Origin of the sequence: Nocardia xishanensis NBRC 101358 (assembly GCF_001613365.1) — a bacterium.
GTDB lineage: Bacteria > Actinomycetota > Actinomycetes > Mycobacteriales > Mycobacteriaceae > Nocardia > Nocardia xishanensis.
In genome coordinates this window covers 41,036-66,656 of sequence record NZ_BDCF01000018.1, presented here as the reverse complement: position 1 = coordinate 66,656, position 25,621 = coordinate 41,036, and the positions used below count along the sequence as shown (strand labels likewise).

At 68.4% G+C, this 25,621-nt stretch carries 24 protein-coding genes; 15 read left to right on the top strand and 9 right to left on the bottom strand.

The genetic code is table 11. The features are described 5' to 3' along the window. Positions 1–49: 49 nt before the first annotated feature. From NX1_RS17040 to NX1_RS17020, 5 genes are all read left to right on the top strand, one after another. Positions 50–763 (top strand): phosphatidylserine decarboxylase, encoded by a 714-nt coding sequence (locus tag NX1_RS17040; RefSeq protein WP_068059799.1) that lies wholly within the window; start codon positions 50–52, stop codon positions 761–763. Then, positions 763–1,665, top strand: a complete 903-nt coding sequence (locus NX1_RS17035) for a CDP-alcohol phosphatidyltransferase family protein (protein WP_068059797.1) — start codon at positions 763–765, stop codon at positions 1,663–1,665. The genes NX1_RS17040 and NX1_RS17035 overlap by 1 nt, the downstream gene beginning before the upstream one ends. A 34-nt stretch (positions 1,666–1,699) precedes the next feature. Then, entirely contained in the window at positions 1,700–2,593 is an 894-nt protein-coding gene (locus tag NX1_RS17030) for an RNA polymerase sigma-70 factor (protein WP_373864881.1), read from the top strand. An 89-nt stretch (positions 2,594–2,682) separates the two neighbouring features. Next, positions 2,683–3,771: an NAD(P)/FAD-dependent oxidoreductase gene (locus NX1_RS17025; RefSeq protein WP_068059795.1), complete on the top strand. Its 1,089-nt coding sequence runs from the start codon at positions 2,683–2,685 to the stop codon at positions 3,769–3,771. Between the two features lie 76 nt (positions 3,772–3,847). Continuing rightward, a complete protein-coding gene (locus NX1_RS17020; RefSeq protein ID WP_068059791.1) occupies positions 3,848–4,588 on the top strand; it encodes a Clp protease N-terminal domain-containing protein in 741 nt (246 codons plus the stop codon). Positions 4,589–4,775: 187 nt separating this feature from the next. Here the strand turns inward: NX1_RS17020 and NX1_RS17015 are convergent, their stop codons facing one another. Both NX1_RS17015 and NX1_RS17010 read right to left on the bottom strand, forming a co-directional pair. Next, complete coding sequence (locus NX1_RS17015; RefSeq protein WP_068059788.1) at positions 4,776–6,833, bottom strand: NAD(+) synthase; 2,058 nt, start codon at positions 6,831–6,833, stop codon at positions 4,776–4,778. A gap of 45 nt (positions 6,834–6,878) precedes the next feature. Beyond that, a complete protein-coding gene (locus NX1_RS17010; RefSeq protein WP_068059785.1) occupies positions 6,879–7,553 on the bottom strand; it encodes a suppressor of fused domain protein in 675 nt (224 codons plus the stop codon). Positions 7,554–7,709: 156 nt separating this feature from the next. Between NX1_RS17010 and NX1_RS17005 the strand changes: the two genes are divergently transcribed. The 3 genes from NX1_RS17005 (at position 7,710) to NX1_RS16995 (ending at position 10,585) form a co-directional block, all read left to right on the top strand. Further along, positions 7,710–8,012, top strand: a complete 303-nt coding sequence (locus tag NX1_RS17005; protein ID WP_068059782.1) for a DUF222 domain-containing protein — start codon at positions 7,710–7,712, stop codon at positions 8,010–8,012. A gap of 243 nt (positions 8,013–8,255) precedes the next feature. After that, positions 8,256–9,881 (top strand): chaperonin GroEL, encoded by a 1,626-nt coding sequence (groL, locus tag NX1_RS17000; protein ID WP_068060010.1) that lies wholly within the window; start codon positions 8,256–8,258, stop codon positions 9,879–9,881. Between the two features lie 107 nt (positions 9,882–9,988). Beyond that, the gene (locus tag NX1_RS16995; RefSeq protein WP_068060008.1) at positions 9,989–10,585 is read left to right on the top strand and encodes a Uma2 family endonuclease; all 597 of its coding nucleotides are present in this window, start codon (positions 9,989–9,991) and stop codon (positions 10,583–10,585) included. 39 nt (positions 10,586–10,624) lie between these two features. On the opposite strand, the gene NX1_RS16990 is transcribed toward NX1_RS16995, so the two are convergent. The 3 genes from NX1_RS16990 to NX1_RS16980 all read right to left on the bottom strand — a co-directional run bounded on the left by NX1_RS16990 (position 10,625) and on the right by NX1_RS16980 (position 13,223). Then, a complete protein-coding gene (locus tag NX1_RS16990; RefSeq protein WP_245668538.1) occupies positions 10,625–11,434 on the bottom strand; it encodes a DUF6585 family protein in 810 nt (269 codons plus the stop codon). A 103-nt stretch (positions 11,435–11,537) separates the two neighbouring features. Then, positions 11,538–12,227: a ZIP family metal transporter gene (locus tag NX1_RS16985; RefSeq protein WP_068059775.1), complete on the bottom strand. Its 690-nt coding sequence runs from the start codon at positions 12,225–12,227 to the stop codon at positions 11,538–11,540. 18 nt (positions 12,228–12,245) lie between these two features. Then, positions 12,246–13,223, bottom strand: a complete 978-nt coding sequence (locus NX1_RS16980; protein WP_068059772.1) for an SMP-30/gluconolactonase/LRE family protein — start codon at positions 13,221–13,223, stop codon at positions 12,246–12,248. 104 nt (positions 13,224–13,327) lie between these two features. Here NX1_RS16980 and NX1_RS16975 point away from each other — a divergent pair, with 104 nt between their 5' ends. The 6 genes from NX1_RS16975 to NX1_RS16950 all read left to right on the top strand — a co-directional run bounded on the left by NX1_RS16975 (position 13,328) and on the right by NX1_RS16950 (position 19,087). Continuing rightward, positions 13,328–13,780 carry a MarR family winged helix-turn-helix transcriptional regulator gene (locus NX1_RS16975; RefSeq protein ID WP_245668537.1) on the top strand — a complete coding sequence of 151 codons (453 nt, stop codon included), beginning with the start codon at positions 13,328–13,330 and terminating at the stop codon, positions 13,778–13,780. A gap of 326 nt (positions 13,781–14,106) precedes the next feature. After that, a complete protein-coding gene (locus NX1_RS16970) occupies positions 14,107–14,766 on the top strand; it encodes a DUF8020 domain-containing protein (RefSeq protein ID WP_157119813.1) in 660 nt (219 codons plus the stop codon). A 228-nt stretch (positions 14,767–14,994) separates the two neighbouring features. Further along, complete coding sequence (locus NX1_RS16965) at positions 14,995–15,789, top strand: HAD-IIA family hydrolase (protein WP_068059764.1); 795 nt, start codon at positions 14,995–14,997, stop codon at positions 15,787–15,789. A gap of 252 nt (positions 15,790–16,041) precedes the next feature. Then, entirely contained in the window at positions 16,042–16,674 is a 633-nt protein-coding gene (locus NX1_RS16960; protein WP_068059761.1) for a TetR/AcrR family transcriptional regulator, read from the top strand. Positions 16,675–16,736: 62 nt separating this feature from the next. Continuing rightward, positions 16,737–17,597 (top strand): alpha/beta hydrolase family protein, encoded by an 861-nt coding sequence (locus NX1_RS16955; RefSeq protein WP_068059759.1) that lies wholly within the window; start codon positions 16,737–16,739, stop codon positions 17,595–17,597. Between the two features lie 134 nt (positions 17,598–17,731). Beyond that, a complete protein-coding gene (locus NX1_RS16950; RefSeq protein WP_068059755.1) occupies positions 17,732–19,087 on the top strand; it encodes a WS/DGAT/MGAT family O-acyltransferase in 1,356 nt (451 codons plus the stop codon). A 1-nt stretch (position 19,088) separates the two neighbouring features. Here the strand turns inward: NX1_RS16950 and NX1_RS16945 are convergent, their stop codons facing one another. After that, a complete protein-coding gene (locus NX1_RS16945) occupies positions 19,089–21,158 on the bottom strand; it encodes a prolyl oligopeptidase family serine peptidase (RefSeq protein WP_084501501.1) in 2,070 nt (689 codons plus the stop codon). A gap of 118 nt (positions 21,159–21,276) precedes the next feature. Next, entirely contained in the window at positions 21,277–21,822 is a 546-nt protein-coding gene (locus tag NX1_RS16940) for an AMIN-like domain-containing (lipo)protein (protein WP_068059751.1), read from the bottom strand. A 205-nt stretch (positions 21,823–22,027) separates the two neighbouring features. Between NX1_RS16940 and NX1_RS16935 the strand changes: the two genes are divergently transcribed. Continuing rightward, positions 22,028–23,002: a dipeptidase gene (locus tag NX1_RS16935; protein ID WP_068059748.1), complete on the top strand. Its 975-nt coding sequence runs from the start codon at positions 22,028–22,030 to the stop codon at positions 23,000–23,002. 6 nt (positions 23,003–23,008) lie between these two features. Here the strand turns inward: NX1_RS16935 and NX1_RS16930 are convergent, their stop codons facing one another. Beyond that, positions 23,009–24,043, bottom strand: a complete 1,035-nt coding sequence (locus NX1_RS16930; RefSeq protein ID WP_068059745.1) for an NADP-dependent oxidoreductase — start codon at positions 24,041–24,043, stop codon at positions 23,009–23,011. 434 nt (positions 24,044–24,477) lie between these two features. Next, positions 24,478–25,524, bottom strand: coding sequence for an AraC family transcriptional regulator (locus tag NX1_RS16925; protein ID WP_068059742.1), 1,047 nt, complete (start codon positions 25,522–25,524; stop codon positions 24,478–24,480). Between the last annotated feature and the right edge of the window lie 97 nt (positions 25,525–25,621).

Below are 25,621 nucleotides of genomic sequence, written 5' to 3'. Positions count from 1 at the left end.
CTATCGTTGAAGGGCGCAACCGACTGCATCTAGCACGAAAGAGGAGCCTGTGGCACGCCGTCCCACCCCGCCCGGCACGCCCGAAACGACCGGCGTCGGCCACGTCGTCGACCTGGTCAGGGCCGCCGTTCCCCCGCTGCATCCCGCCGGGCTGCCCTTCGTAGCCGCGCCGCTCGCGGTCGCGGTGCTCGGCGGAAAGCGCAAATGGGTGCGCCGGACGGGTCTGCTGGCAGCGGCGGCCTGCGCCACCTTCTTCCGTCACCCGACGCGGGTGCCGCCGAACCGGGCAGGCGCCGTCGTCGCCCCCGCCGATGGTGAGATCGCCCTGGTCGACACGGCCGCGCCGCCCGCGGAACTCGGGCTCGGCGACCAGCCGCTGCCCCGGGTCAGCATCTTTCTCTCCGTGCTCGACGTGCACGTGCAGCGCACCCCGGTCTCCGGCGTCGTCCGCGCGGTGCACCACCAGGCGGGCCAGTTCCGCTCGGCCGATCTGCCCGAGGCCAGCTCGGTGAACGAGCGCAACAGCATGGTGCTGGAGACCCCGGCGGGCGAGCGGCTCGTCGTGGTGCAGATCGCGGGTCTGCTCGCCCGGCGCATCGTCTGCGACGCGCAGGTCGGCGACGTCCTGACCATTGGCGACACCTACGGTTTGATCCGCTTCGGCTCCCGGGTCGACACCTACTTCCCCGCGGGCACCGAGCTGCTTGTGCAGCCGGGGCAGCGCACCATCGGGGGCGAGACCGTCCTGGCCGTGTTGTCATGATGGAAGCGGCTGTGCCCACTCAACGGCGCAGGCGTCGCAGCGTCCGGCTGCTTCCGAGCATCGTCACCATTCTGGCGCTGTGCTCTGGCCTGTCCGCGGTGAAGTTCGCGCTGGACGGCGAGCTCGCCACCGCGCTGGCCATGGTCGGCGCCGCCGCGGTGCTCGACACCCTCGACGGCCGCCTCGCCCGCATGCTCGACGCCACCACCAAGATGGGCGCCGAGCTCGACTCGCTCTCCGACGCGATCTCCTTCGGCGTCGCGCCCGCGCTTGTGCTGTATGTCGCGTTGCTCGACCAGAACAGCGCGGGCTGGATCATCGCGCTGTTGTTCGCGGTGAGCGTCGTGCTGCGCCTGGCCAGGTTCAACACCCTGATGGACGACGACACCCGGCCCGATTGGTCGCGTGACTATTTCGTCGGTGTGCCCGCGCCCGCAGGCGCGCTCATCGCGCTCGTGCCGATCGGGCTGTACGTGCAGTTCGGCGACGGCTGGTGGGTCGGCTTCTACGAGGTCGCCGCGTGGACGGTGTTCGCGGCGGCGTTGTGCGTCAGCACGATTCCGACCTTGGCGATGAAGTCGGTGTCGGTGGCGCCGCAAGCCGCGGCCGGGCTGCTCGTGCTCGTCGCGTTGGCGGCGGCCCTGCTGGTGACCTATCCGATCGTGCTGCTGCTCATGCTCGTCGCGCTCTACCTTGGGCACATTCCGTTCGCCTGGTATTCGCAGCGCTGGGTGGCGGCTCGGCCGGAGACTTGGGAGCACAAGCCCGCCGAGCGCAGGGCGCAGCGCAAGGCGCAGCGGCGCAGGCCCGCCATCAGGTCCGGCATCCGCAGCTCGAGCGCGCGGCTGCGGCTGCGCAGGCCCGGCGGTCGAAAGGAACGGGCGGAGGACATAGTTCGCTGATACCGGCGAACGCGGCCGCCGAGCGGGGAGGTAGGTGACGGTGGAACCCGACGGACTGCGCGAATTCCAGGCGCATCGGCCGCGGTTGTTCGCGCTCGCCTACCGCATGCTCGGCTCGGCGGCCGAGGCCGAGGACGCGGTGCAGGAGACCTACTTGCGCTGGGACGGCACCGACCGGGCCACCATCCGATCCGCGGAGGCGTGGCTCACCACCGCCGTGGTGAATCTCTGCCGGACCTGGCTCGTCTCGGCGCGTGCGCGGCGTGAGACCTATGTCGGCCCCTGGCTGCCGGAGCCGGTCGCCACCGCGAACGGCGAACTCGGCCCGCTGGAGACCGTCGAGGAACGCGAGCTGGTCTCGTTGGCGCTGCTCACCGCGCTGGAGCGGCTGAGCCCCGTGGAGCGCGCCGTCTTCGTGATGCGCGAGGCGTTCGGCTACGCCCATCGGGAGATCGCCGACATGCTCGACCTCACCGAGGCGGGCTCGCAGCAGACGTATCGCAGGGCCGGACAGCGCGTGCGCGACGGCAGGCCGCGCTTCGACGTCGAACCAGGTCATGCCAGAGCGCTGATCGAGCGCTTCCTCGCGGCCGCGCACTCCGGCGATGTCGAAACGCTCGGTCGGATGCTCGCGGCCGACGTCACCGCCACCGCGGACGGCGGCGGCCGGATCAACGCCGCGCGACGGCCAGTGCACGGCGCCGATCGCGTGGCGCGCTACCTCGTCGGCCTGTTCCGCTGGGAGGTTCCCGGCATGGCGATCGCCGTCGAGGAGGTCAACGGCGCCCTCGCTGTGGTCGTGCGGGTCGCCGAAACGCCCATGCTGGTCGTCGGCGTCGATCTCGACGGCGATCGGGCGCGCGCACTGCATCTCGTCCTCAACCCCGACAAGCTGGCCTATTTCGCCGCCGCCGACCGGACGGCGTAGCCGGTGTGACGCGGCTCATGCCGTGGGCTGTCAGGAATCGGGGGCCGACCCAGTCTGAGGGGTATCGGCCAACGAGAGGAGCCACCATCATGACCGGGAAGCAGCACATCGTCGTTCTTGGCGCCGGATACGCGGGTCTGGCCGCGGCGCGGCGACTGGCCGGGCGGGCGGGGACCGCGCGGATCACCGTTGTCGACGCCCGCGCCGAGTTCGTGGAGCGGGTGCGGTTGCACCAGCAGGTCGCCGGGCAGCGGTTGCGCCGGTGGAGCTTGGCGGAGGTGTTGGAGCGCAAGGGCATTCGATTCGTCCAGGCGCGGGCGACGCGGATCGATGCCGTAGGTAAGCGGATCGAGTTGGACGGCGGCGATTCCGTCGGCTACGACGTGCTGATCTACGCACTGGGCAGCCTCGCCGATCCCGGTGGCGTCCCAGGAGCCGCGGAGTTCGCCAAGTCCGTTGCCACGCCCGAGGTTTCGTCCTGGACCGCGAACGGTGGAACGATCGCCGTCGTCGGCGCGGGCGCCACCGGCATCGAGCTGGCCGCCGAAATCGCCGAGTCTCAGCGGGATTCGCGCGTCGTCCTGCTCAGCGCCGACGAACCCGGCGCCTGGCTCTCGGCGAAGGCGGTCGCGCACATCCGGGCGGTGCTGGAGAAGCTCGGCGTCGAGATCCGCGCGGACGTCAAGGTGGTCGAGGTGACCGCGGACGGTGTCCGGCTCGCGGGCGGTGAGTTCATCGCGGCCGAGACAACGGTCTGGACAACCGGTTTCGCCGTGCCCGAGCTCGCGGCCCGCGCCGGTCTCGCGGTGGACGGCGCGGGCAGGGTGCTGACCGACGAAACCCTGCGCTCGATCTCGCACCCGGAGATCTACGCCGCGGGCGACAGCGCGGTGATCGCCGGTCCGGGCGAGCGCTCGCTGCGGATGGCGTGCGCGACGGCGCTGCCCACCGGCAAGTACGCGGCCGACGTGGTCGCGGCGCGGCTGCGCGGACGCGAGCCTGGTGATCTGCGGTTCCGGTATGTCCTCCAGTGCATCAGCCTCGGCAGGCGCGACGCGGTCGTCCAGCTGCTGCACGCCGACGACACACCGGCGCGGACCGTGCTGCGTGGGCGTCTCGGCGCCCGGGTCAAGGAGCTCATCGTGCGCGGCGCGGCGGCCGCGGCGGGGTTGCGCTAGCGGCGACGGGGGAGCGTCCGATCAAGATCGTCAACTAAAGGTTGACGATGATACGGCGTCAACTTATGGTTGACGCATGACTTCTTCCGTTCGCCTCGACGACCTCATCTCCGCCATCAAGAAGGCTCGGCCGGACAACGTGCTCGAGCAGCTCTCCGACGCGGTCATCGCCGCGGGTCATCTCGACGAAGTGGCCGATCACCTGATCGGCCACTTCGTCGACCAAGCTCGCCGCTCCGGCGCGTCATGGACCGATATCGGCGCCAGCATGGGCGTCACGAAGCAGGCCGCGCAGAAACGGTTCGTGGCCAAGGGACCCGGCGACCCGGCCGAGGCCGCGGCGATGGATCCGAACGCCGGATTCGCCAAGTTCACTCCGCGCGCCCGCGCGGTGGTGATGGCCTCTCAGCAGGCCGCGCAGACCGCGGGCAACAAGCTCATCGGGCCCGTCCACCTGGTGCTCGGACTGCTGAGCGAGCCCGCAAGTCTTGCCGCCAAGGAGATTCTCACCGCGGGCCTCGACCTGGACGAGGTGCGCGCGGCCGCGACCGCGGCGCTTCCGCCCGCCGAGCCGGACGGCGAGGGCGGCCCCGCCGCTCTGGTGCCCTTCGACGCCGAGGCCAAGAAGGCGCTCGAGCTGACCTTTCGCGAGGCGCTTCGCCTGGGTCACAATTACATCGGCACCGAGCACATCCTGCTCGCCCTGCTCGAACAGGAGAACGGCGCGGGCCTGCTGACCGGCCTCGGCATGGACAAGGCGAAGACCGAAGCGCACCTGGTGGAACTGCTTTCGGTGATCGCCGCCCAGAAGCAATGAAAAAGGGGCGTCGCGGCGCTTGGGTGGCGTTCTCCGCCGCCCTGGTCGCCATGGCACTCCGGTCGGTCGCCGGCACGCGCGGGCGCTTGCGCGATGGGCGGATCCTACTGCTGTTCAAAGGTTTTCGGTACGCGTATGCCGAATGTGCGCGGCGTCGCCGGATCGTGCGTACCGCGCGTCGCCGTGATCAGGGCACGTTGCGTTCGAGCTCGTCCAGCCAGGCGGCGGCCGAGGCGTCGCTCGGCGCGCGCCAGTCCCCGCGCGGCGAGAGCGAGCCGCCGGAGCCGACTTTGGGCGCGTTGGGCAAGGTCGACCGCTTGAACTGGCTGGTTTGGACGAACCGCCGCAGGAATTCGGCGAGCCAGCGCTTGATGGTCGGCAGATCGTAGGCGTTGCGCTGATCGGCCGGGATCAGGTCGGGCCACGGCCCGCGCTCGCGGTCCGACCAGGCGTGCCTGGCCAGGTACGCCACCCGGCTCGGCCGATAGCCGAAACGCAGCAGGTAGTACAGGTGGAAGTCCTGGAGCTCGTACGGGCCGACCGTGGCCTCGGAACTCTGACTCGGCCCGTCGGCGTCGGTATCGGAGCCCGGCACGAGTTCAGGTGAGATCTCGGTCCGCAGAATGGATTTCAAGACTTCCGACGCCTCGGGGCCGAACTGCCCGGTGTCGGCGGACCAGGCGATGAGGTACTTGATCAAGGTCTTCGGCACCGAGGCGTTCACGCTGTAGTGGGCCATGTGGTCTCCGACGCCGAAGGTGCACCAGCCGAGCGCGAGTTCGCTGAGGTCGCCGGTGCCGACCACCAGCGCGCCGTGCTGGTTGGCCAGCCGGAACAGATGCGACGTGCGCTCGCCCGCCTGTACATTCTCGTAGGTGACGTCGTACTGCGGAACACCGTCGGCCGCAGGGTGATTCAGATCGCGCAACATCTGCGTCGCCGAGGGGCGGATGTCGATCTCCGTCGCGGTCACCCCGAGGGCAGCCATCAGCCGGTGCGCGTCGGTGCGGGTGCGTGCGCTCGTCGCGAATCCGGGCATGGTGTAGGCCAGCACGTTCGCGCGTGGCAGTCCGAGCCGGTCCATGGTCTTGGCGGCGACGATCAGCGCCTGGGTCGAGTCGAGTCCGCCGGAGACGCCGATCACCAGCCGCCCCGAGCCGGTCGCGCGCAGCCGGGTGCTCAGTCCTTCCACCTGGATGTGGTGCACCTCGGCGCAGCGTTCGTTGCGCGCGGCGGGATCGGCGGGAACATAAGGGAAGCGCTGGATTTCGCGGCTCAGCGGCACCGCGTCCTGCGGCACGGGCAGATCGAATTCGACGCGGCGCATGGCGCTCAATCGCTCGCGGTGGTCGTGCACGTTGTCGGCGAAGCTGGTGGTGCGGAGCCGGTCGGCGGCCAGCCGTTGTAGATCGATGTCGGCCGTCACCAGTTGCGGGTGGTCGGCGAAGCGTTCGCCCTCGGCGAGCAGATCGCCGTTCTCGCAGACCAGCGCCTGCCCGTCCCAGGCCATGTCGGTCGTCGATTCCCCGTGTCCCGCCGCCGAATACAGGTAGGCCGCGAGGAATCGCGCGGAATGCGAGGTGCACAGCGCCCTGCGGTAGTCGGCCTTGCCGATCACGATGTTGCTGGCCGAGAGATTCACCAGCACCGTGGCCCCGGCCAGCGCCGCGTAGCCGCTCGGCGGTAGCGGCACCCAGCCGTCCTCGCAGATCTCCAGGTGAAAAGTGAAGGAGGCCAGATCGGTCGCGGTGAAGAGCAGATCCGCGCCGAAGGGCGCGCGCTGCCCCGCGATCGTGATGTGTCCAGCGAGATTCTCTCTGGCCGCGGCGAATTGGCGCTTCTCGTAGAACTCGCGATAGTTCGGCAGATAGCTCTTGGGCGCGGCGCCGAGCACCCGCCCGCGGCAGACGGCGATGCCGCAGTTGAACAGCCGTCCCTGCGAGCGCACCGGCGCGCCGACGAGGAGCACGGTGTCGATATCGGCGCTCTCGGCGACCACCTTGCGCAGCGCCGCGTCCACCGCGTCGTCCAGCGCGTCCTGATGGAACAGGTCGTCGGCGGTGTAGGCGGAGAGGCCGAGCTCGGGAAACACCGTCAGCACCGCGCCGTCGGCGGCCGCCCGCCGTGCCAGATTCAGCGTCTCGTCGACGTTGTACGCCGGATCGGCGACCCGCATCCGCGGCACCGCGACCGCTACCCGGGCGAACCCGTGACGGTACAGCGAATCGAACGGAAGTCCGTCCATCTCGTCCCCTTTCGGGCCGAACGCGATCGTGTTCCACTGCGGAATCTACGCGCGCCCGCGCAAACCGCCGCCCCAGCGCGGCCACTGCGCCTGCGGCTTGGGTGCGGCGACCAGCGATTCCCGGTCGATATCGGTGACGAACAATGGCAGTCGCGGCGCGAGGCCGTCCAGCAGGGCGAGCAGTTTTCCGCCCAGCGCCGCCTGGTACTCGGTCATCGTCAGCCCGACGATCTGGAGGAACGTGACCCGGCCGTTGGGGGTCGCGATGGCGCCCAGCTCGGGGTCGGTGACGAAGCCGACGGCCTCGAGCGCCGAATCGGGCCGGTCTGCGGCGAGCGGTCCGTTCGCCTTGATGGTGTGGCCTGGCTCGAACCACTTGCCCGATTGGAAGACGTACCTGGCGAGGTCTTGCAGGAAATGCGCGGGCCAGATCGGTGCCTGCGCTGCCCCCGGATCGCCCGCGAGCCGGAACGTGAACTCGAACCCCCACCCGGAGACCGCCGGGTCGTCCCACTCCTTCTGACCGAGTTCGCTCATGCCGTACCCGATGTAGTGCCAGTGCGGCACCGGATCGGTCCTCGGGTACGCGCTGACGCCCTCCAGCGGGTCGGGTCCGCCCAGCGACCAGGGGTGCCCGACCGTCCAGTGCACCGGTTGTAGCTCGCCGTACAGCTGTGCCAGGACGTCATCGATCGCATCCCGGCCGGGTCCAACACTCACCCGGTCACTTTAGGGGGTCGGCGCAGGCGCGAATTTCCGCAGACTCCGCCGCCAGCCCCTGATTCGGGTCCGGGTCGCCGCGTGAGGGGAGGTCGCGGGGTGTGCCTGCGGGTTGCTCGGCCCGGTGTCGTCACCGCCGACCGCTAAGCTATAGCGATGGCGGATGAATCGACAGAAACGGATTCCGACCTAATTGCGGGCGAAAGTCGCGCCGATCTTGTGCGCGCCATGTCGTATGTGCACACCGAATCCGGGCCGGACGGCGAATACATCTTGAACGGCGATCTGCCCCCGGAGGTGGCGCCGCCCTTCGTCCGCGCGGTCATGCGTATCGAGGCCGAACTCCTGCTGCACGACGCCGAGCTCGTCACATTGGACGACGAGGAACCGAGGACGCAGGAACAGCGCCGCGCCGACGCGTTCGTCGCGCTGGTTATGCGCCTCGACAACCGGCGCTGAGACCCGAGATCGTCGCGGGGGTGCCCGGTCCGCCCCCGGGACCTTGCACTCGCCACCCCCGAGTGCTAGAAATGGCTTTGGCACTCTCGACCTGTGAGTGCCAGGGTCGGGACGGTGAGACCGGGTTTCATCGACACCCTCGGTCGTCCGTCGCGGGCACCGAACCTGGCCAGCGTAAATGGGACGATCCGAAAGGGGTCGCCCTGTGTGTCAGCCCCATTACTAATGGAGGATCTCAACGCAATGGCCAAGACAATTGCGTACGACGAAGAGGCCCGTCGCGGCCTCGAGCGGGGTCTGAACAGCCTCGCCGACGCGGTCAAGGTGACGCTGGGCCCCAAGGGTCGCAACGTTGTCCTGGAGAAGAAGTGGGGCGCCCCCACGATCACCAACGATGGTGTTTCCATCGCCAAGGAGATCGAGCTGGAGGACCCGTACGAGAAGATCGGCGCCGAGCTGGTCAAGGAAGTCGCCAAGAAGACCGACGACGTCGCGGGCGACGGCACCACCACCGCCACCGTCCTGGCTCAGGCGCTGGTGCGCGAGGGCCTGCGCAACGTCGCGGCCGGCGCGAACCCGCTGGGTCTGAAGCGCGGCATCGAGAAGGCCGTCGAGGCCGTCACCGCCAAGCTGCTCGACACCGCCAAGGAGGTCGAGACCAAGGAGCAGATCGCTGCCACCGCCGGTATCTCGGCGGGCGACGCGTCCATCGGTGAGCTGATCGCCGAGGCCATGGACAAGGTCGGCAAGGAAGGCGTCATCACCGTCGAGGAGAGCAACACCTTCGGCCTCCAGCTGGAGCTGACCGAGGGCATGCGCTTCGACAAGGGGTACATCTCCGGTTACTTCGTGACCGACCCCGAGCGTCAGGAAGCGGTCCTCGAGGACCCGTACCTGCTGCTGGTCGGCTCGAAGGTCTCGACCGTCAAGGACCTGCTGCCGCTGCTGGAGAAGGTCATCCAGGCCGGCAAGCCGCTGCTGATCATCGCTGAGGACGTCGAGGGCGAGGCCCTGTCGACCCTGGTGGTCAACAAGATCCGCGGCACCTTCAAGTCCGTCGCCGTGAAGGCTCCCGGCTTCGGTGACCGCCGCAAGGCTCAGCTCGCCGACATCGCCATCCTGACCGGTGGCGAGGTCATCAGCGAAGAGGTCGGCCTCTCCCTGGAGACCGCAGGCATCGAGCTGCTCGGCCAGGCGCGCAAGGTCGTCGTCACCAAGGACGAGACCACCATCGTCGAGGGCGCGGGCGACGCGGAGGCCATCAAGGGCCGCGTTGCGCAGATCCGCACCGAGATCGAGAACTCCGACTCGGACTACGACCGTGAGAAGCTGCAGGAGCGTCTGGCCAAGCTGGCCGGCGGTGTCGCGGTGATCAAGGCGGGCGCGGCCACCGAGGTCGAGCTCAAGGAGCGCAAGCACCGCATCGAGGACGCCGTCCGCAACGCGAAGGCCGCCGTCGAAGAGGGCATCGTCGCCGGTGGTGGCGTGGCCCTGCTGCAGTCGGCCCCCGCGCTGGACGCGCTGAACCTGACCGGTGACGAGGCCACCGGCGCGAACATCGTGAAGGTCGCGCTGTCGGCTCCGCTGAAGCAGATCGCCTTCAACGCCGGCCTCGAGCCCGGCGTGGTCGCCGAGAAGGTCGCCAACCTGCCCGCGGGCAGCGGCCTGAACGCCGACTCCGGCGAGTACGAGGACCTGCTGGCCGCCGGCGTTGCCGACCCGGTCAAGGTCACCCGCTCGGCGCTGCAGAACGCGGCCTCCATCGCGGCCCTGTTCCTCACCACCGAGGCCGTCGTCGCCGACAAGCCGGAGAAGGCCGCCGCTCCCGCCGGCGACCCGACCGGTGGCATGGGCGGCATGGACTTCTGATCCCCGGATCAGCGAGTTCTCGCTAGTCGCGAAGGCCGGTCCACCACCAGGTGGACCGGCCTTCCGCATAGGATGTGCGGTGCCGCCTGCTCGAGAGCGAGGACTCCATGACCACATTGCCTGCCTGGGCGAACGATCCGGAGATGCTGCTCATCACCGAGGACGGCTACGACGCGCTTCCCGATGAGGTGCAGAAGCAGATCGAAGTCATCGACGGTCGAGTGATCTTCTGCCGCAGTGGAAGTGCAGAGCACAATATCGTGGCCCGCAGGCTGGCCAATGCGTTCGAAGCGGCACGCCCGCAGGAGCCGTGCATCCGGGTCGTCACCGACTTCGAGATGCACTATCAGCGAATTCGGCCGCATACTCCGGGGTTCTCGTTCCGTAGGCCCGATGTAGTCGTTCACAAGTGCATCGAGCGTGGCCGCAAGCTGTGCACCGACAGCGTTCTCTTGGTGGTCGAGGTGGTGTCACCCGGGTCCGAATACGTCGACACTGTCGACAAGCGAGCCGAATACGCGGCCGAAGGAATACCCGTTTACCTGGTCGTTCATCTCGATGACGAACTGCGCGTGAAGATCATTCAGGAATATCGCCTCGACTGGGCGAGCGCGGCCTATCGGCGCGCGGAGCCGCATCAAGAAGTCCTGGTGCTGAACGAGCCGTACTCGCTGAAGGTCGAGTTCAGCTCGCTCGATGTGTAAGCCGCCGACGACGTTCGATCGCGGTCGGCGGCGTCGGCTTCAGGCGGTTGCCGGGAGGCGGAGGCGTTCGGCCAGTTCGTTGAAGATGTAGAAGTTGGGGATGGCGGCGACGGGGGTGAGGGAGATCCAGCTGCCGTCGACCTTGATGCGGACCAGGCCGCTGCGGGCATCGATGAGCTGGATGCGTTCCCACGGGTAGGCCTGGTTGCGGAAGATGAGGGCAGTCAGGTCCAAGCCGATGTCGCCGAATTGCATGATGTCGCCGCGATCGATGGTGGCGACGGCGCGCGGCAGCTGGGTTCCCGTGATGGCCGACTGGATCGCCCTGCCCCATTCGCGCGCGTCGGCGAATTCGGTGTCGTCGAAAGACGCCTGCGCCCCGTCCGGACCCCTCATCTCCAGCGAGTATTCGGCGCGCGCGGTGTTCTGGAACGGAATGACCTGCTGCCGGACTTCGGCCGTGTCCCAGCGGAACCCGGCGATCTGCTCGCCGGTCCGGTACACGGTCATGCCGCGATCGAACAGATCCAGCCTGGCCGAACGGTTCTGGCGGTTCTGACGTCCGCGCACAGAGGCCAGCGTGGCGGGGAACAGCGCGACGATTCCCACCGCGATACCGCCCCCGATCGAGCCGACCGCCGCGCAGATGACACCGACCGCCGCCAGTCCGCCCGCGACGATGCCGCATCCGCGCACGAACGTGTCGCTCACCGGTGCGGGGAGAAAAGTCTGGCGGTGTGTGCCGAGCTTTTCGTATTCGGCCATCAGGTGGATCAGCTGCGATAACGGTATGGTTCGCCGGACATCGGTTCCGCCCGCACCGTCCTCCGGCATGCTCGGAGTGGTCAATAGTCCCTCCATGAGGCGGTTTTCATCCGCGCGAAGCGTATGCCACCGGACCGAATACCGCTACTGCAACCCCCGGAAAAATGCGTGTCGCTATTGCGGCGCATCAGTCCTGTAGCACGAAGGCCACCAGAAAACCTGCTGCCGTGGCCATTCCGACCCACCAACCGCCCTCGCGGTAAGCCTCTGGCATGAGCGAATCGGCCAGCACGGCGATGGTCGCGCCACCCGCGAATGCCTGCACGGTGCTGATATGAGTGGGGGAGAGATTGTCCGCCAGACTGTTTCCGAGCACGGTGACCAGAACGAGCACCGCGCCCGTCGCCGCCCACAGTCCGAACGCGCGGGCCCGCTCGAAATCGTGCTCGCGACGCATCAGCGCCGCGCCGCCGATGGCCTCCGGCACATTGCCGACGGCCACCGCGACCAGCAGCACCAGTCCGCCGCCCGCGGTCAGCGAGACGCCGAGCGCGGTGTTCTCCGGCACGCCGTCCAGGATGGTGCCGAGCATCAGCGCCCAGCCGATGGCGGCGGGGCCCAGCCTGGTCTCGATCAGATGGTTGGCGACCACGTAGACCCCGGCGCCCGCGAGCAGCGCCGCTCCGGCGATGAGCACGCCCGCCTGATGGAAGGCGGGCGCGAACAGTTCCGAGGAGACCGCGGCGATCATCGTGCCGGAGCCGAAGGCCATCAGCGAGGCGAGCAGCGCCTTCGGCAGCGTCCAGCGCAGTCCGATCGCCGCGCCGACGAGCAGGGGCACGGCGGTGCCCAGACCATAGAGCAGTGCGGTCACCATGCGGCCAACCCTAAAGGCTCAGATGCCGTTCACCGCGACGATGCGGAAGACGCCAGGAGTGCCTTCCCCCATCGGTCCGCCCTTGTCGAACTGTGAAGCGACCACCAGCGTGCGGTCGTCGTCGCGCACCAAAGTGGTTGGAATGCCGAGCGACTCGTCGGTGAGCTGTTCGTCCAGCCGGGCCGCGGCGCCGTCCTCGGTGAGCGTCCACCGCGAGATCGTGTTGGTCTTGTTGTGCGCTGCCCACAATGTGTCGCCGCGCAGCTCGAGTCCGTCGGCATTGATCAGGTCGCCGCCGCGCAGGTCGACCTTGCGAATCGGCGCGTCGGCGGTGAGATCGACGCGGTAGAGATCCCCGCCCACCATGTCGACGACCAGCAGGTACCGGCCGGCGGAGTCCGCGACCAAGCCGTTGAGGCTGAATCCTCCTTGTTCGCGCGGTTCGATGACGCCCGCCAGCTCGAATCGCGGTGTCAGTTCCCCGCGCCTGCCCTGGGCGGCGGCCGCGGTCACCTGATCCGGCGTGACCCGGTAGACCACCGCGCGGGTGCTGTCGGTGATGTAGGCGCTGCCGTCCGGCGTGATGACGACGTCGTTGACGAAGCGTGGGTCGGGTCCGGGGACGTCGAAGTGGGCGATCAGCGCGCGGGTCGCGGTGTCGTACACGTCGACGCCGGCGGTCGAGTCGGTCACCCAGAGCCGGCCCGCCCCGTCGACTTTCATTCCGTTGGCGGTCTTTCGGCCGTCGGCGCCCGCGGGCAGGAAGACCTCCGCCTTCTGCGCGCCAGGGGTGGCGCGGTAGACGGCACCGGTGGTGTACGAGCCGACGTAGGTGTCTCCGGTGCGGGCGTCCCGGGCGATGCCCTCGGGATAGACGCGATCACCGGGGAGTTCGTACGCGGTGGCGATGCGCGGCCCTTCGTCGGGGGAGCCGCACCCGGAGAGCGCGGCGGCCAGCGCGAGAGCTGCGATCGCCAGTGGGCGTGTGGTTGGCATGCTCGAGCCTTTCGTATTCCATTGTAGATCGAGTACGAACATAGATTAGAGTTCTAATGTCCGTCAAGGCTCTAATGAAATGACGAGCGGATACGATGCCAGGCATGACGTCCATGCCCGCCTCCGATCGCATCGGCTCTTACGTCAAGCGCGCGGAGCAGGCGCTGACCATGGCGAAGAACGCCGCCCTCAAGCCCGCGGGCGTCACGACGGCCCAGTACTCGGCGCTGCTGCACCTTTCCGAGAACCCGGGGATCTCCGCCGCCGCCCTCGCCCGGCTCTGCGGCGTCACGCCGCCGACCATGAACACTGTGCTCGGCAACTTGCAGGAGCGGGGGTTCATCGAACGGACCCCGCACGCCTGGCACAAGAACGTGCTGGAGACCCGCCTCACCGAACGTGGCGAAGCGGTCATGCGGGATGCCGACGCGCGTGCGATCCGGGTGGAGCGGGCGGTCGACGACGCGTTCTCCGCCGCCGAACGCGAGACCCTCCGCGAGCTGCTCTCCCGCTGCGCCGACGCCTACGACGCGACCCGCGACGCGCCGACGGGGTAGTTCCGCGAGAACCGCTGTCGCGCACCGTTTTCGGGCACAGTCCACACGGTATACCAGCTGCCGAATCGGTCGGCGACTCGTGACAAAGGTAATGTGCTGTGGCACAGGGTGTTTCGTCTGATCATCTGCTCGAACCGGCTCGCCGCTCGGTAAATGCTTGTCGCGCAACGCGTTGCGAATTGTTGGCTATGTCACATGATTTGCATTCTGGATCGTGCGCGACTACGAATGAGGCGTTCACATCGCACGTTACGGCGTTCGATTCATCCGGGGGGGATATGAACTTTCATTTCATCCGGGGTTCGGGCGTCGGGAGGGAGAATTCGATGTTCTATCGCACTGCACTTCGGATCGGCCGTACGGCGCTCGTCGGGGTGTTGCCGCTGGCCGCGGCAGCCACCTTCGCCGGGGCAGGCGCGGCATCGGCCACCGACTACGCCGATCAGCAGGCGCGGCTCGCCAGCGCTATGTCGACGTCCGGTCAGGCCGCCGAAATCGGCTACCACACAACGGTTTCGCCCGATCTGAGCGCCGTTTCCGCCAAGCTGGACGCCGGTACGTTCGTCCTCGGTGAGTCCTCGGTCAAGGTCGTCGACGCCGCCGGTGCGGCGGTCACCGAGCTTCCGCTCCAGGTGACCACCCCGTCCGGGACCGCCATCGCGCTGGACGCCAAGGTGTCCGAAGACGGCCACACCCTGTCGGTGGAGACCCCGGAGGTTTCCGCGGCCACGGGCGCCGAACTGAAGGACATCGCGACCAACCCGCAGGCCCAGTATCCGGATCCGGTCATGAACGGCGCCGCCGCCGGCGCCGGTGTCGGAGCCGTTCTCGCCGCCATCACCTGCATCCCCACCCTGGCGGTATTCATCGTCGGTTACGGATTGTGCGCCGTGGTCGGTGTGATCACCACCGGCATCATGGGCGCCGTGATCGGCGCGATCGTGGGTACGGTCGTGCCGGATGCCATTCCGCAGGTGCTGCCCTGACACGCCACAGCTGATCTGATACGAAAGGCGCTGTGCTGGAGAGAATCCGGCACAGCGCCTCGCTATTTCGCTCGTCGCTTCCTCTCGCGCACATCCACCGCATGCCGCACATGTGCTGCGTCCACCCGCTGGGGCGGTCGGTGGTAGTACGGCGTTCTTCGTCTTCGGCCTGCGTCCGGTCGACGCGTTCCTGGCGCGGGACGCCCGATGCAGTCGTAGGCTGAACTCATGTCGAGTGGCGAGATCAGGGGCGTGCTCTACGACATCGACGGCGTGCTGGTTACTTCCTGGCGGCCGCTCGACGGAGCGTCGTCCGCCGTGCTCGAATTGCGCGAAAGAGGTTTGCGCCGAGCATTTCTCACCAACACCACTTCGCGCACCTGCGCCGAGATCGGCGAGCGTTTACAGACGGCCGGATTCGAGATCGATACCGGGGAAATCGTCACGGCGGGTCGTTTGACGGCCGAATTTCTGCGGCGCCGCTATCCGGGTGCGCGGGTCTGGGTGTTGAATCACGGCGACATCGCCGAGGATCTCGCCGGGCTCGAGCTCGTCGAGGACCGTCCCGACGTGGTGGTGATCGGCGGCGCCGGAACGGAATTCACGCATCCCGCGCTCAGCCGGGTTGCCGAGCTCATGCTGGACGGCGTGCCCGCCGTCGCTATGCAGGGCGGCCTCACGTGGGCGACCGACGACGGACTGCGCATCGACACGGGCGCATACCTACCGGGACTTGCGGCGGCGGGCAACGCGGAGATCGAGGTGATCGGCAAGCCGGCCCCGACGGGCTTCCGTACCTGCGCGCAACTCATGGGTTTGGAGCCCTCCGAGATCGTGATGGTCGGCGACGACCTGCATTCCGATGTGCTGGCCGGACAGGCCGTCGGCATGTCCGGGGTGCTGGTTCGTACCGGCAAATTCCGGCCTGGCGTGCTCGCGGCGGCCACCACGGCGCCGGACCACGTGATCGACTCCGTCGCCGAACTGCCGGAACTGCTGTCGACCAGCGGCGACGCCTCGTGAACGAGAGGGACCGGTCCGTGCTAAAAAAGTTCTACTAATTTCCTCCAAAAGCCTTCCCGCGCGGCGCATCACTCGGTATCGTCCGTTTCGGCAAACAGCCAGTGACGAGAGAGTCACGATGGTCGGATCGGAGGAATGATTGATCTAGCTACCAGGCTGCCAACTTTCGGCTAACGCGCGGTCGGTCGAAGGTTGAGACGAAGGGCCCGATCCATGACGAGGGGATCGGGCCCTTCGGTATTGTCTGGCGCAATGTCACAGGATGCGAATACGGGACGAATGTATGCCGGGCAACCCGTAGAGGACCGGCAACGCCAGCGGCGTGCGCGTTTTCTGGAATCAGGCCTGACGGTCTTTGCGCGCGACGGATACGCCAATAGTTCGGTGGGCGCCATCTGTAAAGACGCCGGGCTCTCCTCAAGACAGTTCTACGAGGAGTTCACCGGGCGCGAGTCGCTCCTACTCGAGCTCTACGAGCAAATCGACAAGGAGTCGCGCGAAGCGGTGACTGCCGCGCTGGAGGAGACGCCCGACGCTTCAGCGCTCGAACTCATCGATGCCGCGGTGCGCGCCTACGTCGAGTCCATCGGGTCGGATCCGCGCAAGGCGCGAGTGGCGCTCGTCGAGGTGGTCGGCGCCGGACCGAAGGTGGAGAAGTTCCGCCTCGAGCTACGCCGCGTGTGGGGTTCGCTGCTGGCCAGTGCCGCGGAGGACGCGGCCATGCAGGGCCAAATCCCGCCCGGCGATTACGAAATGCGCGTACTGGCGATCATCGGCGCGGTCAACTACGTGGTGGATTCGTGGAGCGGCTCGGATCCGCGCCCGCCGCTGGACGACGTGATCCGCGTGCTCAGCCGAGTGATCATGGGTGCGGTCGGCGCGTAGCGGGCCGGGCGGCCGGGCTGCCCGCGCGGCGATGCGCGATGCCGCGCGGTAGCGTGCGCTGCATGGAGACAGTTCCGATCCAGGTGCCGGACGGCAGCACCATTCCGGTGCGGTTGATACCGGCCGAGGGTCAGCACCGGCATGCGGTCACGCCCGACGCGCCGCGCCCGGTCGTGGTGATCGTGCCGGGGCTCGGCGTGCCCGGCGCCTACTACGAACTCGTCGCCCAGCAACTCGCCGCGCGCGGATTCGACGCCGCCATCGGCGAACTGCGCGGCAATGGCGACAGCCGCCCCCGGCCGAGCCCGACCAGCACCTACGGCTACCACGAGCTGGTTTCGGTGGACTTCCCGGCGATCTTCCAGGCGGTGCGCGATCGGTTCCCGGCCAGCACGCCGTACTTGCTCGGGCACAGCATGGGCGGTCAGCTCGCCGTGATGTACGCGGCGCGGATCCGCGGCAGGCTGGGCGGGCTGATCCTCGTCGCATCGGGCACGCCGTACTACCGGGGTTATCGCGGATTGTTCAGTCCCGGCATGCTGTTCGGTACCGCGGCGGCCTCGCTCACCGCCAGCGTCGCCGGTTTCTGGCCGGGCGATCGGATCACGGTCGGCGGCTTCGGCCCGCAGTCGAAGGTGCTCATCTCCGACTGGGCGCGGTTGGCGCGCACCGGCCGGTTCGTGCCGGTCGGGGCCGATATCGACTACGAGGAACGCATCGCCCGGCTGAAGCTGCCGGTCCTGTCGATCACCATCGCGGGCGACGAGCTCACTCCGCGCGGGTCGGCCGAGCACCTGGTCGGCAAGATGCCCGCTGCCGAGCTGACCACCTGGCATCAGCCGGAACGGTTGGGACACAACGGCTGGATCCCGGACCCGAACTCCACCGTCGACCGCATCGAGAAGTGGTTGCGCGATCGGTGATCGCGGCGCGGGCTCGGCGTCGCGTCCGTAGATATCAGCGTGGTCACAGCGGCGCACCTCGGCCCCGAATCCGGCCGAGCTCTCCGGCCGAAGCGGTACATTGCTTCGACCCGAGTTCGGCAAGGGACGGGCACATGGTCGAGTTGATATCTCCGCCAGACGCGATCTTCCTGGTGAACGAGTCGAGGGAACACCCGATGCACGTGGGTTCCCTCCAGCTGTTCCAGCCGCCGGACGACGCCGGACCCGATTTCGCCAGGACCATTCACGAACAGATGCTCGCGATCCCGGTAAGCAAACGGGTGTTCCGCAAGCGTCCCGGCACCGTGTTGGGCGGCATCTCGAATCTCACCTGGTCCTACGACGCCGAGGTGGATCTGGACTATCACCTGCGTCGCGCCGCCCTCCCATCGCCGGGCCGGGTCCGTGAGCTGCTCGACCTCACATCGCGCCTGCACAGCAGCCTGCTCGACCGGCATCGGCCGCTGTGGGAGCAGCGTTTGATCGAAGGGTTGAACGACGGCAGGCTCGCGGTCTACACCAAGGTCCACCACGCACTGATCGACGGCGTCGCCGCGCAACGCCTGTTGCAGCGCACGCTGAGCACCGATCCATACGCGACCGACGTGCGGGTGCCGTGGAGCCTCGCGGACCAGCGCGGACACGGACCTGGTCCGTCGCTGGCCGGGCGCGCGACGGGTGCGCTGCGCGGTCTCGGCAGGCTCGCGCCATCGACGCTGAGGCTGGCCAAGCAGGCCTTGGCGGAGCATCGGCTCACCCTTCCGTTCGACGCGCCGGACTCCATGTTCAACGTGCCGATCGGGGGAGCGCGGCGATGCGCGGCGCAGTCGTGGCCGCTGGCGCGGATCAGGGCGGTGCAGGCGGCCGCGGGCGTCACCGTCAACGATGTGGTGCTCACGATGTGCTCGGCGGCGCTGCGCGCCTATCTGCTCGAACACAACGCGCTGCCGGATCGATCGCTGATCGCCATGGTTCCGGTGTCGCTGCGGCGGGAAGGCGCGGGCGAGGCGAGCGGCAACGCGGTGGGCACCATTCTGTGCAACCTCGGCACCGATCTGTCCGACGCGGGCGAGCGCCTGCGCGCGGTCAGCGCGTCCATGAGCGAGGGCAAGCGGCTGTTCGCGCAGATGCCGAAGGTGGAGGCGCTCGCGGTGTCGGCGTTGATGATCGCGCCGCTCGGCCTGTCGAGCGTGCCCGGCTTCGTCGCCATGACGCGCCCGCCGTTCAACATCGTGATCTCCAATGTGCCGGGGCCGCGCGAACCGATGTACTGGAACGGCGCGCGGCTGGACGGCAACTACCCGATGTCTATCGTGCTGGACGGTCAGGCGCTCAACATCACCGTCACCTCCAACGCGGGCAACCTCGATTTCGGCGTGGTCGGCTGCCGCCGCAGCGTGCCCCACCTCCAGCGGATTCTCCGGCACCTGGAGGAGGGGCTGACAGAGCTCGAGCACGTCACGGCGTAGTTCAGCGCGCCCGCTGTTCGTCGCCCTCCATGAGCATCTGGGTGAAGAACTCGTAGATGAGCGCGGCCTGGAAAGCCATCTGCTTGTTGTCCGCCGCGCCGCCGTGTCCGCCCTCGATGTTCTCGTGGTACCAGAACGTGTGGCCCTGCTCCTCCAACAGCGCCGCCATCTTGCGGGCGTGGCCGGGGTGCACGCGGTCGTCGCGGGTGGAGGTGGTGATCAGGATCGGCGGGTAGTCGGCGTCGGCGCTGGTGTTCTGATACGGCGAGTACTCGCCGATGTACTCCCATTCCTCCGGCTTGTCCGGGTCGCCGTACTCCGCCATCCAGGAGGCGCCCGCCAGCAGCAGGTGGTAGCGCTTCATGTCGAGCAGCGGGACCTGGCAGACGATGGCGCCGAACAGTTCCGGATACCGGGTCAGCATCACGCCCATCAGCAGACCGCCGTTGCTCCCGCCCACCGCGCCGAGCTGCGCGGGCGTGGTGATGCCACGGTCGACCAGATCCCTTGCGATGGCGGCGAAATCCTCGTAGACCTTGTGGCGGTTGGCCTTCTGGACCGACGTGTGCCATTCGGGACCGTACTCGCCGCCGCCGCGGATGTTGGTCATCACCCAGGTGCCGCCGCGCTCCAGCCAGCCCATGCCGGAGGCGCCGCTGTAGGCGGGTGTGCGGGAGACCTCGAAGCCGCCGTAGCCGGACATGACGGTGGGACCGGGGACGTCCTTGCTGTCGCGGTGCCGAATCACGAAGTACGGCACCATCGTTCCGTCGTCGGACCGGGCGAAGAACTGCTCGGTCTCCACGCCGTCCGCGTCGAAGAAGGCGGGCTCCTGCTTGAGTTGCTCGGTGCTGCCGCCGACCGCGCTGGCCAGCAGTGTGGCGGGCGTGGTGAATCCGCTCGTGGTGAGCATGAACTCGTCGCCGCCCTCGAGCGGGTCCAGGTTCATGACGCTGGTCGTGGCCATCGGCGGGGTGTCGGCCAGCGGCTCGACGGTCCATCCGTCCGGTCCCGGGGTCAGCACGTGCAGCTTGGTCTGGACGTCTTGCAGGGTGATGAGCAGCAGGTGGTTCTCGGTCCAGCCGTAGCCGTGCAGCGAGGTGTGCGCGTCGGGCGTGAAGAGCGCCTCGAAATCCCTTGCGCCGGCGAGGAAGCTCTCGAAATCGGTGGCCAGCAGGGCGCCGGCCGGATAGGTCACGCCGCCCACCTCCCACGGCGACTTCAGCCGTACCAGCAGCCAGTCCTTGTACCAGGACTCGCTGGCGTCGCTCGGCACGTCGATGTGGCGCAGCGAGCCGTCCGGCTCGATGAGGTGCACCTCTTCGTTGAAGAAGTCGGTGGCGCGGCCGACGAAATGGCGTTCGTAGCCGGGCGTGCGGTCGTAGCCCGCGGACACCGCGACGTCGTCCACCGTGCCCTCGAAAACCGTTTCGGCATCGGCGAGTTCGGTACCACGGCGCCAGCGCTTGGCGATGCGTGGATAGCCGGATTCGGTCAGCGAACCAGGGCCGAAGTCGGTGCCGACGTATACCGAGTCGACGTCGATCCACCTGATCTCGGATTTCGCCTCGGGCAGGAAGTAGCCACCGTCCGCCGGGTCGATGAATTCCCTTCGCTCGATGTCGAATTCGCGAACTACCTTGGCGTCGGCGCCGCCCCGCGACAGGCTGACGAGCGCGCGCGACTGCTCGGGACGCAGCACCGCGGCGCCGCCCCACACCCAGTTCTCGTCCTCGGCGTCGGCAAGGGCGTCGAGGTCGATCAGGATGTCCCAGTCGGGCGAGTCCTTGGCGTACTCGGCGAACGTGGTGCGGCGCCACAGGCCGCGCGGGTGCTCGGCGTCGCGCCAGAAGTTGTACAGCCAGCGCCCGCGACGGCCCGGATAGGCGATCTTGGTATCGGTGTCGAGCATGTCAAGGATGCGGCGCTCCAGGTCGGTGAACCGCTCGGTCGACGCGAAGCGCTGACCGACCACCTCGTTGTGTGCGCGCGCCCATGCCAGGGGTTGCTCGCCGGTCACTTCTTCGAGCCAGAGGTAGGGATCCGTCACGTTCTGCTCAACGCCGCTCATGCCTGCGCCTCGCTGGCGCTCGGCTCCGGCATGCGCGAAGCGCGCTGGCACATGATTCGCTCACTGCGTTCCCTCATATCATTATTGTTGCTGAGCGACGTCCTCCCTGCGTGCGCGGTTACCAGAAGTGTGCGACGTCGAGCACTACCCGCGATCCTGCGCCGGGTCCGTCCAGCGTGTACACCCGGAACGGCAGCCGCGCGCGCACGCCGACACCGAAGGTGGTCTGGCCTTCGAACGAGCCCGCCCAGGCGATCTGACGGAAGGTTTGATAACCGCCGACTCTGGCCAGTTCGCCGCGATCGTCGGGCTGGTAGGTACCGTTGCCCGCGTCGTCGTAGGCGGGCGCGTGCACCGTCACGCTGAGGAACGCGTCGCCGCGCAGCGGCACGGGCGCACCCGACGCGTCCATCGTCACCGAGCCGACATAGGCGGCCCGGTAGCCGGTGACCGGGCCCGCTACGTCGATGACGAGCCGGTCGAAGCACTGGTGGCGACCGGAACGCACATTCGTGATCGGAGCGGTCGAGTGACCGGGGTTCGACTTGTCCATCGAACCCCAGTCCAAACCGCAGTAGGAGGGAGTCGCGAGGGCCGGGCCGGGAACGATGAGGAGTCCGATTCCGGCGATCAGCGCGGAAATCAGTACGAGGAAGCGACGCACGTCGCACCGCCTTGGGCATTGGGGATCGAAACAACTTGGAAATCGGTCGAATCCGACGTTCCGTTAGCCACGGCCGAGTCGCGGATGCGTCTCGAATTCGCCGCTCATGGCTGCCGTCGGCTTCGTCGCGCGCGAGTTCGGGACGGGTTCCGTTCGGCTCCGCTTCTAGGATCGGAGTCCCGTACCGAGCGACAGGAGTCCGAATTTGTCTCCCTTCCTGTGGGAACAGCACTGCTGTCTGCCGCTGCTGCCCTCCGCGGACATCACGGAGCTGGCCAGGTATCCGCTCGGCTCCCACCTGTCGGTGAACATCGGATACTCGCCGCAGCGCACCGCCGACGCGCTGGCGCTGGTGCGCCAGTTCCGCCGTGATGCGCTGGCGGACGGGCGATTCCGGCTGGTCGCCGGTCTCGACGACATCGGGGATCCTGAGCGGATCGCGCTCTCTTTCGATCTCGAGGACGCCGGTCCGCTCGGCGGCGACCTGGACAACGTCGAGGTGTTCCACGAACTCGGCGTGCGCTCGCTGCTGCCGACCTACAACCACGCCAACGAGGCGGGCTGCGGTTGCCTGGACACCGAGGACACCGGCCTCACCACCTATGGCAGGGACCTGGTGCGCAAGCTCAACGAGGTCGGCGTGTTCGTCGACGGCTCGCACTGCTCCCGGCGCACGGGACTCGACCTCGCCGCGCGCACCACCGTGCCGATGATCTACAGCCATGCCAATTTCGCCGCCCTGTGGGATCACCCGCGCAACATCACCGACGACCAGGCCAGGGCGTGTGCCGAGACCGGCGGCGTCATCGGCATCAACGGCGTCGGAATCTTCCTGGGCCGCAACGCGCCCGACGAGCGAGCCGAGCGCGTCGCGGCGATGGCCGACCACATCCGCTACGGCGCGGACCTGGTCGGCGTCGAACACATCGGCATCGGCTCCGACTACTCCTTCGACGCCGCCGACTTCAACGCCGAACTGCTCGCCAACCCCACGGCCTTCTCCGATGCGTACACCAAATGGGGTCCGCTCCAATGGGTTCCGCCGGAGGACCTGCTAGGTGTCGGCGTGGGAGCCGGGTTGGACGCGGAACTCGCCGCGCGCGGGTTCACCGAGGACGAGCGAGTCGCGGTGTTCGGCGGGAACTTTCGCCGGGTCGCCGAGCAGGTGTGGCGGGGCTGAATCGGCTTACCCCAAGCGCACCAGCATCTTGCCGGTGTTGGCTCCGGACAGTACGCCGAGGAACGCGGCGGGCGCCTGCTCGAGCCCTTCGTAGACGGTTTCCCTGGTGCGCAGGGTGCCGTCGGCGAGCCAGCGGGCGGCCTTCGCGAGGTACTCGCCGGAGAGCGGAAGGTAACTGGTCACCAGCATGCCGCGCAGCGAAACCTCTTTGGTGGCAGCCAGGTACAGGTCGGGGCCCGGCTCACCGGTGGCGCCGTTGTAGCCGCTGATCGCGCCGACCAGCGCGACGCGTCCCCTCGGTCGCATGGCCGCCACGGCGACGCGCAGGAGCTCGCCGCCGACGCTGTCGAGGTAGACATCGATGCCATCCGGCGCCGCCGCGGCGAGCTGTCCCGCCAGGTCGCCCGCGCGGTAGTCGATGGCGGCGTCGAATCCGAATTCGTCCAGCGACAGGCGGGTTTTCGCGGGTCCGCCCGCCGAGCCGACCACTCGCCCCGCCCCCAGCGCCTTGGCGATCTGCCCGGCGACGCTGCCCACCGCACCCGCCGCCGCCGAAACGAGGACGGTATCGCCGGGCCGGACCGGCGCCACGTCGGTCAGCGCCGCGTACGCCGTGAGGCCGGTGGTACCCAACGCGCCGAGAAAGCGCTGCGGCGCAGCCGAGCCCGTGTCGATCGGCGTCACCAACTCCGCGTCGACCACCGCGTGCTCGCGCCAGCCCGCGAAGTGGGTCACCTGATCGCCCACCGCGATCCGCGCCGACCGCGAGGCGATCACCTCCCCGATCGCCGAGCCCTCCATGACCTCACCCACCTCGAACGGAGCGATGTAGGACGGGCGATCGTCCATCCGCCCACGCATGTACGGATCGACCGACATCCAGGTGTTGCGCACCAGAATCTGCCCCTCCGCGAGTTCGGGAATCGGACGGGTCGCCAACGCGAAGTTCGCCGCCGTCGGCGCACCATCAGGACGCGACGCCAGCTGGATTCCACGCGTGCTCACTGGCAACGTTGTGGTTGAAATCGATTGAGTGTTCATATGTTTCGCAATTCCTTCGGGGACATTCCGGACCGTTCCATCCGGCACCCATGACGCTATGAGCGCCCAAGCACCCGTCCCAGGTCCCGCGACGCCACCGCCCGGTCCCAACACGCCACGCTCTCGGCGCTGAGGCAGGCGTGGCCCCACAGGCGCTGCGAACGCTTCACACGGGCGAGCCCGTCTGTGAAGCGCGGGCGACATATGTGACGGCACGGCCGGACGGCAGACCGGCGTGTGTGGTTCTACCGATGGGTATGGCCTCGCAGCGGGGATGCACGCTTCGCAGGAGGTAGGCGTTCTGCCAGGCGTATGGAAGCTGTGCGACGACGTAGCGCGCACTCGCGGGCCGGCGGTGGGCTCGCCGCTGTGGCAGGTGTGGTCTTACGGGTGCTGCGCACTTCGCCGGCTGAGCACCGTCGGGAAGCGCGGCGTCAGGTGTGCCGGGCGGAAGGAGATGTTCCGGTCCAGCGGTGGAAGGCTTTGCGGAGGGCGCGGTCGTCGGTGAAGCCGAGACGGCTTGCCACGGTGGCGGTGGTAAGTCCCTGGTCGAGAAGGGATGTCGCGCGTTCGTAGCGGGCCAGGTCGATCTCCTGGCGCCAGCCGGTGTCGTGTTCGGCCAGTTGGCGCTGCAAAGTGCGTGGGCTCACGGCCAACCGGCGGGCGACCGGGGAAAGCGATGGCTGCCCCTCGTCGAGGGCCGCGTTCAGGGCGAGGCGGAATGCTTCCAGCGGGCCGGGGAGCGGCTTGGCCGCCGCCAGCACCAGGTCGGCGTGGTTGCGGAGCAGCTCGGCGAGCATCGGGTCGTCGCGCGGCAGCGGGGCGTCGGCGTCGGCCGCGGTGAAGGTGATGGTGTCGGAGGGCGCGTCGAATTCGATGCGATCGGTGCCGAAGGCTGCGGTCAGCGCGTCGTGGTCGGCGGGAGCGGACCGGCTGAAAGTGAGACGGGCGGGGATCACCTCGCGGCCGGTCGCCTCGCGGGCGCGCCGCAGGTAGTAGGCGAGGACGTACTCGTTGACCACCGCCGCGACGGCGGGGTCGCCCGCCGACGTGCGGTAGCCGACGGTGAGTTCGCCGGGATGGTCCAGCTCGAAGCCCTCCTCGGCGGCGGTCACCAACCGGTGATAGGGCTGGGCCGCCCGCAGGGCGTCGGCCAGCGTCGGCCCATTGGTGACGAGGTAGTCCCACGTCGTCAGGGTGCCGAGCGGTGCGGCGGCCGCCACCGCGAGACCTGCGCCCGGCTCCGGCCTGGTCAGCGCGAGCAACTCCCACAGATCGATCAGCGAGCGCAGCGGAATCCGGTTGAGTTCGCCGGTCAGCGCGGCGTCGTCGATGGCGGGAATGCGGGCCAGCCGCGCGGGGCCGGCGTTCGTCGACCGGACGACATCACGGACAAGGCGAACGAGATGAGTCGAGGTGGTGCCGTCGATCGGGTCCAGCGGCCGGGACGGGCTCACGCCGCTCGATCCGCTGTTCGTCACGAGCCAACAGTAGTGCCGTCGAGGCCGCTCACGCCTAGGTCGTCGCCGCCTCGGCGGCCCTCGTCCCGCGCCGATCCGACCCCGCGCGCCCGGCTTC